Annotated in this window: 17 protein-coding genes and 1 tRNA gene; 14 read left to right on the forward strand and 4 right to left on the reverse strand. The window is 68.4% G+C overall.

The features are described 5' to 3' along the window. The first annotated feature begins 155 nt into the window (after positions 1–155). The 8 genes from TMO_RS03840 (at position 156) to TMO_RS03875 (ending at position 8,531) form a co-directional block, all read left to right on the forward strand. Complete coding sequence (locus TMO_RS03840) at positions 156–1,778, forward strand: 2-isopropylmalate synthase (protein ID WP_081598986.1); 1,623 nt, start codon at positions 156–158, stop codon at positions 1,776–1,778. Between the two features lie 292 nt (positions 1,779–2,070). Beyond that, entirely contained in the window at positions 2,071–3,111 is a 1,041-nt protein-coding gene (locus TMO_RS03845) for a rod shape-determining protein (RefSeq protein WP_014744280.1), read from the forward strand. 199 nt (positions 3,112–3,310) lie between these two features. Further along, a complete protein-coding gene (gene mreC / locus TMO_RS03850) occupies positions 3,311–4,216 on the forward strand; it encodes a rod shape-determining protein MreC (RefSeq protein ID WP_014744281.1) in 906 nt (301 codons plus the stop codon). A 16-nt stretch (positions 4,217–4,232) separates the two neighbouring features. After that, positions 4,233–4,748 carry a rod shape-determining protein MreD gene (gene mreD, locus TMO_RS03855; protein WP_014744282.1) on the forward strand — a complete coding sequence of 172 codons (516 nt, stop codon included), beginning with the start codon at positions 4,233–4,235 and terminating at the stop codon, positions 4,746–4,748. Between the two features lie 85 nt (positions 4,749–4,833). Next, a complete protein-coding gene (gene mrdA, locus TMO_RS03860; protein WP_014744283.1) occupies positions 4,834–6,840 on the forward strand; it encodes a penicillin-binding protein 2 in 2,007 nt (668 codons plus the stop codon). Then, the gene (rodA, locus tag TMO_RS03865; protein WP_014744284.1) at positions 6,837–7,988 is read left to right on the forward strand and encodes a rod shape-determining protein RodA; all 1,152 of its coding nucleotides are present in this window, start codon (positions 6,837–6,839) and stop codon (positions 7,986–7,988) included. Before mrdA ends, rodA begins: the two co-directional genes overlap by 4 nt. 105 nt (positions 7,989–8,093) lie before the next feature. Beyond that, positions 8,094–8,169, forward strand: a tRNA-Lys gene (locus TMO_RS03870). Between the two features lie 104 nt (positions 8,170–8,273). Further along, positions 8,274–8,531, forward strand: a complete 258-nt coding sequence (locus tag TMO_RS03875) for a hypothetical protein (RefSeq protein ID WP_145978058.1) — start codon at positions 8,274–8,276, stop codon at positions 8,529–8,531. A 17-nt stretch (positions 8,532–8,548) separates the two neighbouring features. Here the strand turns inward: TMO_RS03875 and TMO_RS03880 are convergent, their stop codons facing one another. After that, complete coding sequence (locus TMO_RS03880; RefSeq protein WP_014744286.1) at positions 8,549–10,075, reverse strand: phospholipase D-like domain-containing protein; 1,527 nt, start codon at positions 10,073–10,075, stop codon at positions 8,549–8,551. A gap of 195 nt (positions 10,076–10,270) precedes the next feature. Here TMO_RS03880 and TMO_RS03885 point away from each other — a divergent pair, with 195 nt between their 5' ends. Then, a complete protein-coding gene (locus tag TMO_RS03885) occupies positions 10,271–10,726 on the forward strand; it encodes an acetyltransferase (protein ID WP_014744287.1) in 456 nt (151 codons plus the stop codon). 14 nt (positions 10,727–10,740) lie between these two features. Here TMO_RS03885 and TMO_RS03890 read toward each other — a convergent pair whose 3' ends face one another. Further along, positions 10,741–11,292 carry a flavin reductase family protein gene (locus tag TMO_RS03890; protein WP_014744288.1) on the reverse strand — a complete coding sequence of 184 codons (552 nt, stop codon included), beginning with the start codon at positions 11,290–11,292 and terminating at the stop codon, positions 10,741–10,743. Positions 11,293–11,475: 183 nt separating this feature from the next. On the opposite strand from TMO_RS03890, the gene TMO_RS03895 reads away from it, so the two are divergent. Beyond that, positions 11,476–12,135 (forward strand): TetR/AcrR family transcriptional regulator, encoded by a 660-nt coding sequence (locus TMO_RS03895; protein ID WP_014744289.1) that lies wholly within the window; start codon positions 11,476–11,478, stop codon positions 12,133–12,135. A gap of 21 nt (positions 12,136–12,156) precedes the next feature. On the opposite strand, the gene TMO_RS03900 is transcribed toward TMO_RS03895, so the two are convergent. Then, positions 12,157–13,329: an iron-containing alcohol dehydrogenase gene (locus TMO_RS03900; protein WP_014744290.1), complete on the reverse strand. Its 1,173-nt coding sequence runs from the start codon at positions 13,327–13,329 to the stop codon at positions 12,157–12,159. A gap of 249 nt (positions 13,330–13,578) precedes the next feature. Between TMO_RS03900 and TMO_RS03905 the strand changes: the two genes are divergently transcribed. From TMO_RS03905 to TMO_RS03915, 3 genes are read left to right on the forward strand one after another with little or no spacing between them, the layout of a single operon-like run. Then, a complete protein-coding gene (locus tag TMO_RS03905; RefSeq protein WP_014744291.1) occupies positions 13,579–13,899 on the forward strand; it encodes a phage holin family protein in 321 nt (106 codons plus the stop codon). A gap of 14 nt (positions 13,900–13,913) precedes the next feature. Continuing rightward, positions 13,914–14,492: a glycoside hydrolase family 108 protein gene (locus tag TMO_RS03910; protein WP_014744292.1), complete on the forward strand. Its 579-nt coding sequence runs from the start codon at positions 13,914–13,916 to the stop codon at positions 14,490–14,492. Then, positions 14,489–14,854, forward strand: coding sequence for a hypothetical protein (locus TMO_RS03915; protein WP_014744293.1), 366 nt, complete (start codon positions 14,489–14,491; stop codon positions 14,852–14,854). Before TMO_RS03910 ends, TMO_RS03915 begins: the two co-directional genes overlap by 4 nt. Here the strand turns inward: TMO_RS03915 and TMO_RS31525 are convergent. Then, entirely contained in the window at positions 14,845–15,663 is an 819-nt protein-coding gene (locus TMO_RS31525; protein WP_081598762.1) for an XRE family transcriptional regulator, read from the reverse strand. The genes TMO_RS03915 and TMO_RS31525 overlap by 10 nt on opposite strands. Before the next feature lie 93 nt (positions 15,664–15,756). Between TMO_RS31525 and TMO_RS31530 the strand changes: the two genes are divergently transcribed. After that, positions 15,757–16,185 (forward strand): DUF6362 family protein, encoded by a 429-nt coding sequence (locus tag TMO_RS31530; RefSeq protein ID WP_014744295.1) that lies wholly within the window; start codon positions 15,757–15,759, stop codon positions 16,183–16,185. Position 16,186 lies beyond the last annotated feature (1 nt).

Here is a 16,186-nt window from a genome sequence, read left to right on the forward strand (position 1 = left end):
CCTGCGTAAACCACGGGTGACACACGCTCAGGGGACAAGAGACAGACCCGCATGCCCGGCGCAGGATGCCGGTGCGTGCCGACCCCGTCCGGGCCCTTCCCAACCGCATCGCCCGCGGCCCCGGCCCGTCTCTCTTCGAAGCAAGGCAGTTTCAGATGACCACCGAGACCAATCCCGCCCGTCAGCCGGTCGACACCACCCGTGCCGCCGAGGTTAATGCCGGCGACCGCGTCGTGATCTTCGACACCACGCTGCGTGACGGCGAGCAGTGCCCCGGCGCCTCGATGACGCTGGACGAGAAGCTGCGTGTCGCCGAGATGCTGGAGCGCCTGGGCGTCGACGTGATCGAGGCCGGCTTCGCCATCGCCTCCAACGGCGATTTCGAATCGGTCTACAAGATCGCCGAGCGGTCGCGTGAGGCAGTGATCTGCAGTCTGGCGCGTGCGAAGCATGCCGATATCGAGCGCGCGGCCGAGGCGCTGAAGCCTGCCCGCCGCCGCCGCATCCACACCTTCATCTCCACCAGCCCGCTGCATCGCAAGTTCAAGCTGAACATGGACGAGGCGCAGGTGCTGGAGGCGATCGCCGACAGCGTCTCCTTCGCCCGCCGCTTCACCGACGACGTCGAATGGTCCTGCGAGGACGGCACCCGCACCGAGCCGGAGTTCCTGTACCGGGCCATCGAGATGGCGATCGCCAATGGTGCCACCACCATCAACGTGCCCGACACCGTCGGCTACACCATGCCCGAGGAATATATCGGCCTGATCCGGGCGATCCGGAACAATGTGCCGAACATCGACAAGGCGATCCTGTCGGCGCATTGCCACAACGATCTGGGTCTGGCGGTGGCGAACTCTCTGGCCGCGGTCTCGGCCGGTGCGCGCCAGGTGGAATGCACCATCAACGGCATCGGCGAGCGCGCGGGCAATGCGGCGCTGGAAGAGATCGTGATGGCGATGCGCACCCGCGCCGATCTGATGGGCGTGGGCACCGGCATCGACACCACCCTGATCACCCAGGCCTCGCAGCTGGTCTCGTCGGTCACCGGCTTCCCGATCCAGTACAACAAGTCGATCGTGGGCCGGAACGCCTTCGCGCATGAAAGCGGCATCCATCAGGACGGCATGCTGAAGAATGCCCAGACCTACGAGATCATGACCCCGGAATCGGTGGGCGTGAACAAGTCGTCGCTGGTGATGGGCAAGCATTCCGGCCGCCATGCCTTCAAGACCAAGCTGAAGGAGCTGGGCTTCGAGCTGGGCGACAACGCCCTGGAAGACGCCTTCCGCCGTTTCAAGGATCTGGCCGACCGCAAGAAGACCGTGTTCGACGACGATCTGGTCGCCCTGGTGTCGGATGGTGCCGGCCACGAGGGTGAAAGCCTGAAGCTGACCGCGCTCGCGGTTGCCTGCGGCATCGGCGTCGACCATGTCGCCACCGTCACCATCGAGCGCGAAGGCGTTGCCCATTCGGCCAGCGCCGGCGGCAACGGCCCGGTGGACGCCGCTTTCAACGCCATCGGCCAGGCGATCCCGCACGAGGCGGTGCTGCAGCTCTATCAGGTCCAGTCCGTGACCGAGGGCACCGATGCCCAGGCGCGGGTGACCGTACGTCTGGGCGCCCGCGGCCGCAGCCATGGCGGCATCGGCGCCGATCCCGACACCGTGGTCGCCTCGGCCAGCGCCTATGTGAATGCCCTCGCCAAGCTGCTGGAAAAGGCGGCGGACGCACCGGAAGAGGCGGCCGATCCGTCGATCCGCAGCGCCGCCATCTGATCACGCCCGGCTTGCCTGTTTCGGCGCCCCCGCCGGACACGACGCCCGCCCGGGAACGGCCCCCGCCCGTTCCCCGCGCGGGCGTCGTCGCGTTCGATGCGCTGACACCGAATTGACAGTTTCAATGCGGTGCGGTTTGTGGCGTAATCTCGCCGCGTTCGCCCCCGACCGTCCCAGAGCGCGCAGACCCTTGCGCGCAGCCCGGACGGTAACCGGGGCGCAGGCTTCGACGCCGCCGGCGCACCCCCGGTCCGGGCACTGACAGTCAGATCCAGCGAGCAAAGCCAGCTACATGTTCTCGAGCCTCCTCGGCATTCTCTCGGCCGACATGGCCATCGACCTCGGCACCGCCAACACGCTCGTCTACGTGAAGGGCCGGGGTATCGTGCTCAACGAGCCGTCGGTGGTTGCGATCATGAACGTCAAGGGCAAGAAGCAGGTCCTCGCCGTGGGCGAAGAGGCCAAGCTGATGCTCGGCCGCACACCCGGCAATATCGAGGCGATCCGCCCGCTGCGTGACGGGGTCATCGCGGATTTCGAAGTCGCCGAAGAGATGATCAAGCATTTCATCCGCAAGGTGCACAACCGGCGCACCTTTGCGAGCCCGCAGATCATCGTCTGCGTGCCCTCGGGCTCGACCGCGGTGGAACGCCGGGCCATCCAGGAATCGGCCGAAAGCGCCGGCGCGCGCCGGGTGTTCCTGATCGAGGAGCCGATGGCCGCCGCGATCGGTGCCGGCCTGCCGGTCACCGAGCCCACCGGTTCGATGGTGGTCGATATCGGCGGCGGCACCACCGAGGTGGCGGTGCTGTCGCTGGGCGGCATCGTCTATTCGCGCTCGGTGCGCGTGGGCGGCGACAAGATGGACGAGGCGATCATCGCCTATATCCGCCGCAATCATAACCTGCTGATCGGCGAGTCGAGCGCCGAGCGGATCAAGACCGAGGTCGGCTCCGCCTGTCCGCCCGCCGATGGCGACGGCAAGGTGCTGCAGATCAAGGGCCGCGACCTGATGCACGGCGTGCCGCGCGAGATCGTGATCACCGAACGCCAGATCGCCGAAAGCCTGGCCGAACCGGTGGGGCAGATCGTCGAGTCGGTGAAGGTCGCACTGGAGCACACCGCCCCCGAACTCGCCGCCGACATCGTCGACAAGGGCATCGTGCTGACCGGCGGCGGGGCGCTGCTGGGCAATCTGGATCTGGTGCTGCGCAATGCGACCGGCCTGCCGGTCTCGATCGCCGATGATCCGCTCTCCTGCGTGGCGCTGGGCACCGGCCGGGCGCTGGAAGAGATGAAGAAGCTGAAGCACGTCCTCTACGAACAGTACTGACTCTGCAAGCAGTGCTGGCCGGCGATCGGATCGCCGGTAAAGAAATCCTTAAGGTCTTCCAGGAAACGGGCTGTCGATGCCCGCACTCCGGGAAGACCAGCCCTGCAGGCGCGATGATGTCCGGACCATGGTCTTGTGGCCGTCGTCATGTCATGCTTGAAGATCAGTCGAGCCCCTCAGCCTCGGGGAGAACGCTCCGGTGAAGCCGCTCGGATACGGCCGCGCCGTGGCTCAGCCACTCAGACAGCTCGCCCATCGCTTCGCCTTCGGAGCGCTGGTGGTGGGCTCCGTCGGCCTGATGATCGCGACGCGCTTCGACGTCGTGCCCGTCACCGATCTGCGCACCGCCATCGCCGACGCTTCCACGCCGGCGCTGGAACTGTTCTCGCGTCCGGTCTCCAGCCTGACCGGGCTGACCGACCGGATCGGCACGCTGACCGATCTTGCCGCCGAGAATGCCCGTCTGACCGAACAGAACGAGCGCCTGCGCCATTGGGAGCAGGTGGCGCTCAGGCTTGCGGCAGAAAACACGGCGCTGCGCCGGCAGCTGGGCGTGGTGCCCGATCCCGAACAGCGCTTCCTGTCGGCGCGGATCCTGGCCGACACCGGCGGGCCCTTCGTGCGCACCCTGCTGATTTCGGCCGGCGCCCGCGACGGCATGGCCCGCGACGGAATCGCCGTCACCTCGGCCGGCCTGGTCGGTCGGGTGATCCAGGTGGGCGAGACCTCGTCGCGCCTGCTGCTGCTGTCGGATCTGAACAGCCGTGTGCCGGTGACGGTGGAAACCCCGGACGGGGCGGCCCAGCGGGCCATTCTGGCCGGCGACAATTCGCCGCGTCCGGCGCTCGCCTATCTGCCGCCCCATGTGATGCCCGAGGTGGGCGCGCGGGTGGTGACATCGGGCGAGGGCGGCATTTTCCCGCCCGGTCTGGCCGTCGGCCGGGTGATCTCGGTCGAAGAGGGCCAGATCCGGGTCGAGCCCTTCGTCGACTGGCGGCGGCTGGATTTCGTGCGCATCCTGCTCGGCATCGAGCTGCATCCGGAAGGGGCGCCCGAGGTGTCGCCGGCCCTGCCGGTGGCACCGGCGCCGGCCCGCAGCCAGTGACGGCCGGCGGAGGGGCATGAACGACACCCTGTTGCAGAAGCTCGACCGTCAGGTGCGGGCTTCGGTGCCCTTCCTGGTGAGCCTCGCCTTCGTGCTGGTCGCCGCAGCCCCCTGGTCGCGCCTGGGCGGCACCGCCATGGTGCCCTGGCCGGTGCTGATCGCGGTGACCTATTGGAGCATCTACCGCCCGGACCGGCTGCCCTACTGGTCGGTCTTCATCCTGGGGCTGGTGGAGGATGCGATCGGCTGGGGGCCGTTCGGCCAGACCGCGCTGGTGCTTCTGGTGGTCCGGGCGATCCTGGTCAGCCAGCGCAAGGTGTTTCGCGGCAAGTCGTTCCTGCTGATCTGGGCGGCTTTTGCGGCGGTGGCGCTGGTCGCCTGCGGCCTGGTCTGGATCACCACCATGATCTATGCCTGGTCGGCGCTGTCGCCGGCCCCGGCGGTGGCGCAGTGGATGGCGAGCGTTGCGGCCTATCCGCCGGCTGCATGGCTGCTGGGCCAGATCCACGCGCTGGCGCTGCGCCGGCAGTGATCCTATCTTCCCAAGGGTCCGGCCCCGGCCGGCCCCGGCGGCGCAGCGCCCGTCCCCTGCGCGTCGACCTTCGGTGTCCTGCTCCATGCGTGACGAACAGAACCGCCACCGGCTCATCACTCGCCGCACCCTGCTGCTGGGCGGCGCCCAACTGGCGCTGACCGGCGTGCTGGGTGCGCGCATGTGGTATCTGCAGGTGGCAGAGGCCGACCGCTACAAGACGCTGGCCGACGACAACCGGATCAGCCTGCGCCTGCTGGCGCCGCCGCGCGGCCGGATCTTCGATCGTGACGGCCGGCCGCTGGCGCTGAACCGCGAGAATTACCGCCTGCTGGTGGTGCCCGAACAGGCCGCCGATCTGGAACAGGTTCTCTCGCAGCTCGCTCAGCTGGTGGAACTGCCCGAGGACGTCCAGGCCCGGGTGGTGCGCGAGGCGGAGCGGCGACGGCGGTTCTCGGCCCTGCCGGTGCGCGACAACCTCACCTGGGACGAGGTCGCCAAGGTCGAGGTCAACGGCCCCGATCTGGCCGGGGTGATGATCGATGTCGGCCTTGCCCGCGAATATCCGATGGGGGCCACCATGGCCCATATCATCGGCTATGTCGGCGCCCCGGCCGAGAAGGATCTGGATGGCGACCCGCTGCTGGAACTGCCCGATTTCCGGATCGGCAAATCGGGGATCGAGCGGGCGGCGGAGCCGCGGCTGCGCGGCCGCGCCGGCACCATCCGGGTGGAGGTGAATGCCTATGGCCGCGAAATCCGCGAGCTGGACCGCGCCGAAGGCGTGCCGGGCGACGACGTCCAGTTGACCATCGATGCCGACCTGCAGACCTTCACCACCGCGCGGCTCGCCTTCGACAGCGCGGCCGCGGTGGTGATGGACATTCATTCGGGCGACATTCTGGCCGCGGCCTCGGTGCCGACCTTCGACCCGATGCTCTTCGACCGCGGCATCTCGATGGCCGAGTGGACGGAGCTGACTTCCAATCCGCGGGCGCCGCTGATCAACAAGGCGCTGGGCGGCCAGTACCCGCCCGGCTCCACCTTCAAGATGGTGGTGGCGCTGGCGGCGCTGGAAGCGGGCGTGATCCCGCGCGACCACACCGTCTTCTGCCCCGGCCATCTGGACATGGGCGACAACCGCTTCCATTGCTGGCGGCGCGGCGGCCATGGCGAGGTCGGCGTGGTGGAAGCCATCGCCCAGTCCTGCGACGTGTTCTTCTACGACATCGCCCGCCGGGTGGGCATCGATGCCATCGCCGCCATGGGCCAGCGCTTCGGCCTGGGCCACCGGCTGCAGATCGGCCTGCCGGGGGAACGCCCGGGACTGATGCCGACCAAGGACTGGAAGATGGCCGCCCGCGGCCGTGGCTGGACCCAGGGCGAGACCCTGATCGCCGGCATCGGCCAGGGCTATGTCCTCACGACCCCGCTTCAGCTGGCGGTGATGACGGCGCGGCTGGCGAATGGCGGCCGGGCTGTCGTGCCGCGGCTCTATCGCGAGATCGACGATGCCCGTGCCGCCGGTGCGCAGCTCTGGAACGTGGCGGCCCCCGCTGCCGGCACCGGGCTGGATCCGGCCGTGCCGCTGCCCGAAAGCGGCATTCAGCTGGCCGATACCATGGGCATCGACCGCAGCCATATGGAACTGGTGCTGGAGGGCATGCGCCGGGTGGTGAACAACCGCCGTGGCACCGCGCACAAGGCGGCGATCGAGGATCCGGCCTATGCCTATGCCGGCAAGACCGGCACCGCCCAGGTTCGCCGCATCACCCGGGCCGAGCGCGACAGCGGCCGCTACAAGGCGGCGGACGTGCCCTGGCTTGAACGCGACCACGCGCTGTTCGTGGGCTATGCACCCCTCGGTGCCCCGCGCTATGCCTGTTCCTGCATCATCGAACATGGCGGCAGCGGCAGCGGCGTTGCGGCCCCGGTGGTGGCCGATATCCTGCGGGCGACGATTGCGCTCGGGGCCGAGCGCGAGCGCCGCGGCAACCGGCCGCCGGCGCCGCAGCCGCAGCCGGCAGGGCCCGGGCGTCCCGATCGGATCGTCCAGGGCCCCGGCCGCCCGGGCCAAGGGGAGGCGACATGAGCCTGCACGATCATTCCGCCCCGGCCAGCCTGGGCCTGGCCCAGCGCATCCGGTCGTTCGGCTGGGGGCTTCTGGCCCTGCTGACCCTGGTCGCCGGCACCGGCTTTCTGGTGCTCTATTCCGCCGCGAATGGCAGTTTCGATCCCTGGGCCAATGCGCAGATGATCCGGTTCGCCATCGGCGTGGTGCTGATGGTGGTGATCGGGCTGACCAATCTGAAGCTGTGGTTACGGCTCGCCTATCCGCTCTATGGCGTGGCCCTGCTGCTGCTGGTGGCGGTGGAGATCATGGGCGATATCGGCATGGGCGCCCAGCGCTGGATCGATCTCGGTTTCTTCCAGCTTCAGCCGTCGGAGGTGATGAAGATCGCCATCGTGCTGGCGCTGGCCCGCTATTTCCACGGCTGCACGGCCGAGGACATCCGTCGGCCGGTCACCCTGCTGCTGCCGCTGGCGATGGTGGCGGCACCATCCCTGCTGGTGCTGCGCCAGCCCGATCTCGGCACCACCGGCATGCTGATCCTGGGGGCGGGCGCGACCTTCTTCGTGGCAGGGGTGCGGGCCTGGAAGTTCCTGGTGGTGCTGGCCCTGTTCGGCGCCTCGCTGCCGGTCGGCTGGTCGATGCTGCACGAATATCAGCGTCAGCGGGTGCTGACCTTCATGGACCCGTCGCGTGATCCGCTGGGTGCCGGCTATCACATCACCCAGTCCAAGATTGCGCTGGGTTCCGGGGGCGTCACCGGCAAGGGCTTCATGCAGGGCACCCAGAGCCATCTGAGCTTCCTGCCCGAAAAGCAGACCGACTTCATCTTCACCATGTATGCCGAGGAATTCGGCCTGATCGGGGGCATCCTGCTGCTGCTGCTGTTCGTGTCGGTGGTGCTCTATGCGCTCTCGGTCTCGCTCAGGGCCCGCACGGTGTTCGGGCGGCTGGTCGCGGCGGGGGTGGGGACGACCTTCTTCTTCTACTACTTCATCAACATCGCGATGGTGATGGGGCTGATCCCGGTGGTGGGCGTGCCGCTGCCGATGGTGTCATACGGCGGTACGCAGATGATGACCCTGATGATCGCCTTCGGCCTGCTCGCCTGCGTGAACACCCACCGCGACGTCCAGCTGCGCCGCCAGCCCGGGCTGGAGGGCTATTGAAAACAGCGGGGAAATTCAGGGCGTCGGAAAAAATTCACGGGACATCGAAAAACCCTCTTGGCAGACCCTGCTTTCCCTTGTTATAAGCCGCGCACCGCACGATGCGGGCGCATAGCTCAGTTGGTAGAGCAGCTGACTCTTAATCAGCGGGTCCAAGGTTCGAGTCCTTGTGCGCCCACCAAATTCGAAAACCCTCCGGTGCAGAGATTGCATCGGAGGGTTTTCTTTTTTGTCTGATTATCTTCAGCGGGTATGCGGGCTGGTCTACATGCATCGAAGCCTGCCATGATCACCCGGCGGGCATCAGGAAAGGACATGGCTATGAATCAGGTAAGGAAGCCGGGCGGCAACCAGACCATGCATTTCATGGCGGCAGATGGCTCGTCGGCGGACCATGACGCCGCCGAGGAAATCACGCGGGCAGAGCTCCGCCTTGCCGGCTATGTTGTCGATATGGACCGGTTCCGCGCCGATCTCGCAGCTTCAGCCGATATGCCTGACGGTGCGGAGATCATCGGTCGGAGCGCCAGGCCGCGCCGTTGAAAACAGACCGGCCGTGATTACCGCTGCGGCGACCGCGGCAACAGCCTGCGCCCCTTGCGCATCAGCTTTTTCGGGAAATGCCAGTTGCGGAACAGGCCGCGGCGGCTCAGTGGTTCGAAGATCGCCTCGGGGCCGTCGGGGTCCAGGATTTCGTTGTCGGCCAGCCATTTTTCGGTGGGGCTGAGTTCGGGCAGTTCATAGGGCACCAGCGTGCGGCCCTGGCCGCGCAGATCCTCGATCACCTTGATCATCGAGCCACAGGCGGCGTAGCGATCGGCGATGTCTTCGGGCGTGGTGTCCAGATGTTCGGCCAGCAGATCGTCGCGGATATGGGCGATGCGCGGCCCGAGGGCGGCATTGGCCGGCAGGCTGGTGTCGATCACCACGTCGCATTCCGTATCCAGCCGCATCGAGCGGTTGTTGAAATTCGACGAGCCGACCCTGAGCCAGCGATCGTCGATCACCGTCACCTTGGCGTGGACATAGATCGGCGTGCCTTTCGCCGTCAGCGGATGATAGATCCGGAAGCGGCCATGGCGGTCCAGGCGGCGCAGCGCCTCGAACAGCCGGGCGCGGGCGGTGTCCATGGCGATCGGCTCCAGCCAGCCGTCGGCGATCACCGGGTTGATCACCACCACCTCGGGCCCGTCCTCTTCCAGCAGGCGGGCGGCGATGGCGCGGGCCACCCGGCGCGAGGCGAAATACTGGCTTTCGGCATAGATCAGCCGCCGGGCGCCGGCAATCAGATCCAGATAGAGCGCCTCGATCTCGTGGATCGGCTCCACCCCGTCCATGCGCGGCTGGGTGCGGGCGATGGCGATCTCCACATCCCGCAGCCAGGGATCCAGGATCGCGGGCCAGCAGTCGCCGGCGCCGGTCACCGCCGGCAGCGTCTCGCCCGAGGCGGCAAACCAGCGCGCCCGGGCCAGATCGGCGATCGCCCGGGCGGCCGCGCCGTCGAAGGCGCTGGTCGCATCATGCCAGGGGGGCGAGGGCCGGCCGTCGGGCAGTGTGCGCTCGGGATCGTCATCAGCATGGGCGCGGCGGTCCCAGCGCTGGCCGGTCATGTCGATGCCGCCGCAGAAGGCGAGCCCGTCGTCGATGACCACGATCTTCTGATGGTGCGAACTCATGAAGGGATGGGCGCCGTCGAGCCGGAGCGTGATCCGCGGATGGGCCTTCCAGCGCAACACGCTCCACAGCGTGTCGCCGCGGAACAGGGCTTTGAAGGCGCCGGTATCCCAGCGCAGCAGCCGGATTTCCAGCGAGGGCGTGCGCCGCGCCAGCCACAGAATGAAATCGCCCAGCTTCTCCGGCCCCTCCTGCGGGCCGGCCGGGCGACCGAAGCGGATGCGGGCATCGAAATCCCAGCCGATCAGCAGGATGCTGTGGCGCGCCTTCAGCATCGCCGCCCGGGCGGCGTTGAAATAGGCATCGGCATCGATGATCAGCGAGAACCGCTCCGCCCGGGCGGTCCGCCAGCAGTTCCGGCCATGCGCAAGCAGCGCCGCCGACGGACGATGCTCCGGAAGGGTCTGGGTCATGGGCGGGCTGCGGGCTCCTGGTTGCGGCGATCACGATTGCGATGCCGGTATCGCACCAGATCCCGCGGGCGCGGCCAAGTGATCAGACGGTGTCCGGTTGGTGATCCTGGACCTGCTGCTCTGCCCGCGCCATTCTGTGCGGCTTTGTGCCTGGCATCTGCCCGGCGCGCTGGTGCGACGGAGACATCGGACGATATGGCCACGGAATTCGACGGACGGGTGCGTGACGGGCGGGGTGACGATCTGCCGGTCCTGCTGAGCATCTGGGAGCGATCGGTACGGGCGACCCATGATTTCCTGACCGGGGCGGATATCCGTGATCTGGTGCCCGTGGTGCGTGACCAGGCGTTGCCGTCCGTCCGTCTGCTGATTGCAGCGGATGCCGATGGCCGGATCGCGGGTTTTCTGGGCCTCGACGGCAACAGGGTGGAGATGCTGTTCGTCGACCCCGATCATTTCGGATGCGGGGTCGGACGGGCCCTGATCGAGGCAGCCGCGGCTCTGGCGGGGCCGCGGCTCGACCTCGACGTCAATGAACAGAACCCCGGGGCGCGGGGGTTTTATGCGGCACTGGGCTTCATCGAAACCGGCCGATCGCCCCTGGACGGACAGGGACGGGCCTTTCCGCTGATCCATCTGAGGCGGAGCTGAGAGGGGAGAGGCGCTCAGTCGATGGGCGCGAGGCCCGCGAAGCAGCCGTCGTGATAGACCAGGGCGGTCGCGGCATCGCGGGCGCGGACCTCGGCCACCCGGCCGATGATCAGCGTGTGGCTTTCGAAGGTCACCGTATCGGCCAGTCGGCAATCCAGGCTGGCGGCGGCAGGCGCCAGCAGCGGCGCGCCGGTGATGCCGGTGGTCCAGAGGGCATCCTCGAACCGGGCCTCGCCGGCGCGCGCCGGGTCGCCACCGGCGAACAGCCGGGCAAGCGGCCCGTGATCGGCGGCAAGCAGATTGATCGAGAAACGACGCTCGGCCAGGATCCGGTCATGGGCCTGGGCTGAGCGGTTGATCGCCACGGCCACCCGCGGCGGTTCCGCCGTCAGCGACATCACCGCCGTGGCGGTCAGCCCCGCCCGGTCGCCGCGATCGCCCGTCGCCACGATGGTGACACCCCCGGCAAGCCGGCGCAGCCCGGCGCGGAAGGCCGCCGGCGGCACGACATGCGCTTCGGCATCGGCAGTGCCGGCAGCCGGCAGGGTGATGGTTCCATCGGTCATGTCCGGAGACCTTTCCGTCCAGGGATCGCTGATGCCAGAGGCAATATATGCGAGTGACTATCAATCGCGCGGATCATGCCTCATCCGCTGCCCAGAAGATATGGTCGTGATGCGGCGCTGTCGATGTTGCCGCCATCATATCCCGCAAGCTAGGGTCGCCGGTAACGAGCCGGGAGAAGTCGGATGGCAGGGCAGGGCGAAAGCGGTGATCGGGCAGCGGCGGGCGGCGGGCGGATGTCCCGGCGTAGTGGTGCCATGCGCGACGAGGTGATCGCCTTCAAGCGCGAACGGATTCTGGAAGAGGCCGCCGCCGCCTTTTACGAACACGGCTATCAGGGCACCACGCTGGAGGCGGTCGCCACCCGGCTGGGGGTGACCAAGCCCTTCATCTATTATCATTTCCGCAACAAGGCCGAGATCCTGTCGGAAATCTGCCGCCGCGGGATCACCGAGGCGGTGGCGGCGCTGGATGCGGCGCAGGCGGGCGAGGGCACCCCCGATCAGCGGCTGGCGGCGGCGATCGAGGCGATCACCCGCACCGTGCTGGAACAGCAGGCCTATACCGCGATCTATTTTCGCGAAGAGAAGAATTACCCCGCCGATGACGCGGTGGAGCTGAACCGCCGGCGCAAGGCCTTCGACCACAAGCTGTCGGCGCTGCTGGAGGAAGGGGTGGCGGCCGGCGTGTTCGAGATCGAGGATGTGCGCCTCACGGCGCTCGCCATCGGCGGCATGATTTCCTGGGCCTTCACCTGGTACAATCCCCGGGGGCGGCTGTCGACCGCCGAGATCTGCCGGCGCATGGCGGGGCTGGTGCTGCGCATGGTCCGGCGCCCCGAATAGGCGGGGCGCCGGTTCCGCCCGTCAGGCGGCGCTTTCCAGAATGCCGCGCACGACCGCAGGCCCGTCCACGGTGCGCGGATTGGTGCGGATCCAGATGTCGTGCATGGTCGCCTCGGCGATGCGGTCGAAATCGGCCGCCGTCACGCCCACCGCCGACAGGCTGCGCGGCATGCCGAGCGCCGCGATGAAGCGGTCGGCCGCATCGGCCGCAGTTTCGCCCGCCGCGGCGCCCAGGCTCAGGGCGATCCGGACCTGGCGGCCGGCATTGACCGGCGCGTTGAAGCGCAGCACCGCCGGCGCCATCACGCAGGAGGTGTGGCCATGGGCCACGCCGGCCACGCCGCCCAGCATGTGGCCGATGGCGTGGCTCGCCCCCATCGGCACGCCGGCGACGATCGGGATCATGCTCTGCCAGACGCCGATCTGGCATTTCAGCCGGGCCTCGAAATCCTCGGGGTCGGCCTTCACCCGCGGCAGGCCTTCGGCCAGCAGCTCCAGCGCGCAGGCGGCGATGCCGTCGCAATAATCGTTGGAGAGCAGGGAGCCCAGCGTCTCCATGGCATGATCCAGCGCCCGCACCCCGGTCGACAGCCACAGCCATTCGGGGGTATGGCGGGTGATGGCCGGATCCAGCACCACCACGCGCGGACCCATACCGCGGCTGAGATAGCCCTGCTTCAGCCCGGTCACCTCGTCGGTGCTGCCGCCCAGCGGATAAAATTCCCCGCCCGACAGAGAGGTCGGCACGGCGATCTGCGGGATGTCGGGATCGGGCACCGGCGGCACCACGATGCCGCCGTCTTCCGACGGATACATGTGGTGCGGTTCCATCTCCGCCGGATCGGTCCAGCCCATCTTCGCCGCCAGCCGGGCGACCTTGCCGCCATCGGTGATCGAACCGCCGCCCACCGTCACCAGCAGGTCGGCACCGCTTTCGCGCAGGGTCTGGCCAAGGGCGATCACCCGGGCGCGGGGGCTGTGCGGCGGCATGTCGGCGCTGCTCCCGACCAGCCGGTCACCCAGGCCGGCGCGGATGCGTGCGATCTCGTCGGTTTCGCGGTCGAGCGTGCCCGAATGCAGCAGGAATACCCGGCTGGCCCCGATCCGCGCCGCTTCCGCAGCCACCGCCTCGGCGGCAGGTGTTCCGTACACCACCTGCTCCATCGGTGCGCAGGCGATCACCCCCTGTTTCATGGCCCGGTCTCTCCTCCCTGGGCGGGCGCCGGCTCGTTGCGGCCGCGTCCCGTCGTTGACGATCATATACTGATCATCATTTGAATATACTGATGAGTAGGAAGCGGACAAGAGGGCGCGCGGCCGCAAGTGGCCGCATCCCCGGCCATGCATCGCCGCCCCCTGACCTGCATGCTGTCGGATGACGGATCGGCGTCTCTGCCTGCTTTGGCATGCGTCATCCCCTCATCCGACAGGACCTTTGATCCGATGCACGACCTTCTCCAGGGCCTGTGGTCGGCGATGCGTGAAACCGCCGATCTTCTGGGCCTGACCGTGATTGCCGCCTATCTGGGCCGGCTGCTCGTCCATGTGGGCGAAGTGCAGCGTGGCCGGCGGCGCTTTTTCAGCACGCACCTGCTGTGGGAACTGGTGACGGCGATCGCGATCGGCATCGTCGCCGACGGCATTGCCCATCAGCTGGGTCTGGCCGGCCCGCCCCGCACCGCGGCCATCGTGGCCATCGCCTATCTCGGGCCCCGCGGGCTCGAGGAAGTCATCGTGCGGCTCATCGCCGTGCGCCGCAGCTGAGGGAGACCGATCCCATGGACATGTCTCTGCCCGACGCCGCCCCCCGTTCACGCCTGTTCGAGGCGAGCCTGCAGATCGTGCTGGCCTGGGAGGGCGGCGAGACCGTCACCGACGACCCGCTCGACCCCGGCGGCATCACCCGCTGGGGGATCAGCCTGGCCTTTCTGCGCCGGATCGACCCCGGCGCCGGGCCCGACCAGATCCGGACTCTCGGCCGCGACGAGGCGGCGGCGATCTATGCCCGCGACTTCTGGCGCCCGATCCGCGGCGACCAGCTGCCGCCGCCGCTCGCCCTCTTCACCTTCGACAGTGCGGTCAATCTGGGCGTGCCGCGCGCGGTGCGCCTGCTGCAGCAGGCGGTGGGCGCCGATGTCGACGGCATCATGGGCCCGCGCACCGTCAATGCCGCCCGGGCCGCCGCCCAGCGGCCGCAGCGCCTGACCCAGGCCCTGGCCGACATGGCCGCAGGCCGTCTGCAGATCTATGCCACCCGCCCCGGCTTTCCGCGCTTCGGGCGCGGCTGGACCCGCCGGGTGCTGGATGTTCACGGGCGGGCCGTGGCGCTCGCCGTCGAAGAAGGAGCAGCCGCATGACCGGGATCGACGATATCCTGATCGACCGTCTGGGCGGTGCCGTGGCCGAACTGGCCGGGGCCGGGTTGATGATCGCCGGCGCCTGGGCTTTGGGTCGTATCGCCGGCTGGGCGGGTGTCGCCCGTGACGACCGGGTCCGGGCCTATCTGGAAGCGGCGCTCGACCGCGCGGTCGACCGGGCACTCGGCCATGCGCCTGCGGGCGAGCTGGTGCCGGCCGCCACGGCCTATCTGCGCGAGACCGTGCCCCAGGCGCTCAAGACCCTGTCGATCGCCCCCGAGACGCTCGACCGCATGGTCGAGGCACGGCTCGCCGCCCGCAATGCTGCACCGGAACCGCAGAAGCCCGTGGCTCAGCCGTAATCGCTGGCGCCGACGATCCGGTGGATGCTCAGTACCTGACCCAGCTCGTGTTCCAGCTCGCCGCGCGGGTTGAACTGGCGCAGATGCAGCCGGGTCGCGGTGCGCCGGACGAACTGCTTGATCAGGCCGCGGGTCGGCACATGCGGATCGCCGGTGCGGATCTGGACCACCACGAAACAGCCGGGCGTGATCGGCCGGTTCGGGTTGACATGGACCAGTTCGCCGGCGAAGTAGCGCGGCTCCATACTCTCCCCCTGCACGTAGACCGCATAGCCGTTGGCCACTCCGGCCAAAATTGGCGGCCGGGCGACGTATTCGTTGACCGTGCCGTTGAAATCGAACGCCCCGTCATCGCCGCCCATGGCCGCACCATAGACCGGAAGGTCACGTGGTGTGGCGCCGGGCGGCGTTGCCGTTTCATGGGCGGGCTCGGCGACGAAGCCTGTAGGCAGCGCCGCGCCGGCAAGTGTCGGGGAGGGATGGGGCGCCACCGGCGGCAGACCGGCCGTTTCGCCCAGCTCTCCGCCGGCTGTCGGCAGATGGTCGGGGACCAGCAGATCGGCCGGCGCGCAGTCCAGCGCCCGCGCAAGGCGGCTCATCCACTCGGCGGTCAGCCGGCGGGAGCCCTTTTCCAGCTTGTTGATCTGTGACGCCTCGGTTCCTACGCGCTGTCCCAGCTCATGCATGGTCAGCCCGCGCCGTTCGCGCCACTCGCGGATGCGGTTCTGCATGGCCATAAAATGGTCGATGTGGCCGCAAAGTGCAATGGCCAAAACGGACATATTTTGCTTGATCAGAGGGGTGGCCATGGTCAATCTTTGGGGACGCAACCAAAACGGGAGGCAATACGATGGCACGCAGCCCTGAAGCCCTGGGTTCTCTTGACGAGATGGAGGGGGGGTATGTTCGGCGCGCCCCGCGCGCAGGACCTTCTGGCGCCGGTGAAGGCGCTGTTCGACGAGGCGGCGCAGACGCTGCGCCGGCTGCCGCCGGCCGAGCGGCCGCAGCGGGCACGGATTTCCTGGGATGATCTGGGGGTCGGCAACGGCCGCCCCGCGGGTGGGCAGCGTGAGGTCCAGGGGCGTGGGCTTGCCCCCGATGCGGCGCAGATCTCGCGGCTGGATCTGGCGCTGGAAATCAGCCTCCGGCTGGAACCGGTGCACCGGCGGATCATCTGGGCGCGGGCGGAAGGCCGGCTGTGGAAGGTGATCGCCGGCGATCTGGGGCTGGACCGCACCACCTGCTGGCGCCACTGGCAGCGGGCGCTGGGCCAGGCGGCGCTGATCCACGCCCTGCTGGTTACGGAACACCGCAGCCGGACACGCATGTAAG

This window comes from Tistrella mobilis KA081020-065, assembly GCF_000264455.2.
GTDB classification, from domain to species: Bacteria; Pseudomonadota; Alphaproteobacteria; order Tistrellales; family Tistrellaceae; genus Tistrella; species Tistrella mobilis.

Bases quoted from the DNA above. Each gene is read 5' to 3' on its own strand.
- TMO_RS03840 (WP_081598986.1), top strand. From the start codon at position 156: ATGACCACCGAGACCAATCCCGCCCGTCAGCCGGTCGACACCACCCGT.
- TMO_RS03845 (WP_014744280.1), top strand. From the start codon at position 2,071: ATGTTCTCGAGCCTCCTCGGCATTCTCTCGGCCGACATGGCCATCGAC.
- mreD (WP_014744282.1), top strand. From the start codon at position 4,233: ATGAACGACACCCTGTTGCAGAAGCTCGACCGTCAGGTGCGGGCTTCG.
- mrdA (WP_014744283.1), top strand. From the start codon at position 4,834: ATGCGTGACGAACAGAACCGCCACCGGCTCATCACTCGCCGCACCCTG.
- rodA (WP_014744284.1), top strand. From the start codon at position 6,837: ATGAGCCTGCACGATCATTCCGCCCCGGCCAGCCTGGGCCTGGCCCAG.
- TMO_RS03875 (WP_145978058.1), top strand. From the start codon at position 8,274: ATGATCACCCGGCGGGCATCAGGAAAGGACATGGCTATGAATCAGGTA.
- TMO_RS03880 (WP_014744286.1), bottom strand. From the start codon at position 10,075: ATGACCCAGACCCTTCCGGAGCATCGTCCGTCGGCGGCGCTGCTTGCG.
- TMO_RS03885 (WP_014744287.1), top strand. From the start codon at position 10,271: ATGGCCACGGAATTCGACGGACGGGTGCGTGACGGGCGGGGTGACGAT.
- TMO_RS03890 (WP_014744288.1), bottom strand. From the start codon at position 11,292: ATGACCGATGGAACCATCACCCTGCCGGCTGCCGGCACTGCCGATGCC.
- TMO_RS03895 (WP_014744289.1), top strand. From the start codon at position 11,476: ATGGCAGGGCAGGGCGAAAGCGGTGATCGGGCAGCGGCGGGCGGCGGG.
- TMO_RS03900 (WP_014744290.1), bottom strand. From the start codon at position 13,329: ATGAAACAGGGGGTGATCGCCTGCGCACCGATGGAGCAGGTGGTGTAC.
- TMO_RS03905 (WP_014744291.1), top strand. From the start codon at position 13,579: ATGCACGACCTTCTCCAGGGCCTGTGGTCGGCGATGCGTGAAACCGCC.
- TMO_RS03910 (WP_014744292.1), top strand. From the start codon at position 13,914: ATGGACATGTCTCTGCCCGACGCCGCCCCCCGTTCACGCCTGTTCGAG.
- TMO_RS03915 (WP_014744293.1), top strand. From the start codon at position 14,489: ATGACCGGGATCGACGATATCCTGATCGACCGTCTGGGCGGTGCCGTG.
- TMO_RS31525 (WP_081598762.1), bottom strand. From the start codon at position 15,663: ATGGCCACCCCTCTGATCAAGCAAAATATGTCCGTTTTGGCCATTGCA.
- TMO_RS31530 (WP_014744295.1), top strand. From the start codon at position 15,757: ATGTTCGGCGCGCCCCGCGCGCAGGACCTTCTGGCGCCGGTGAAGGCG.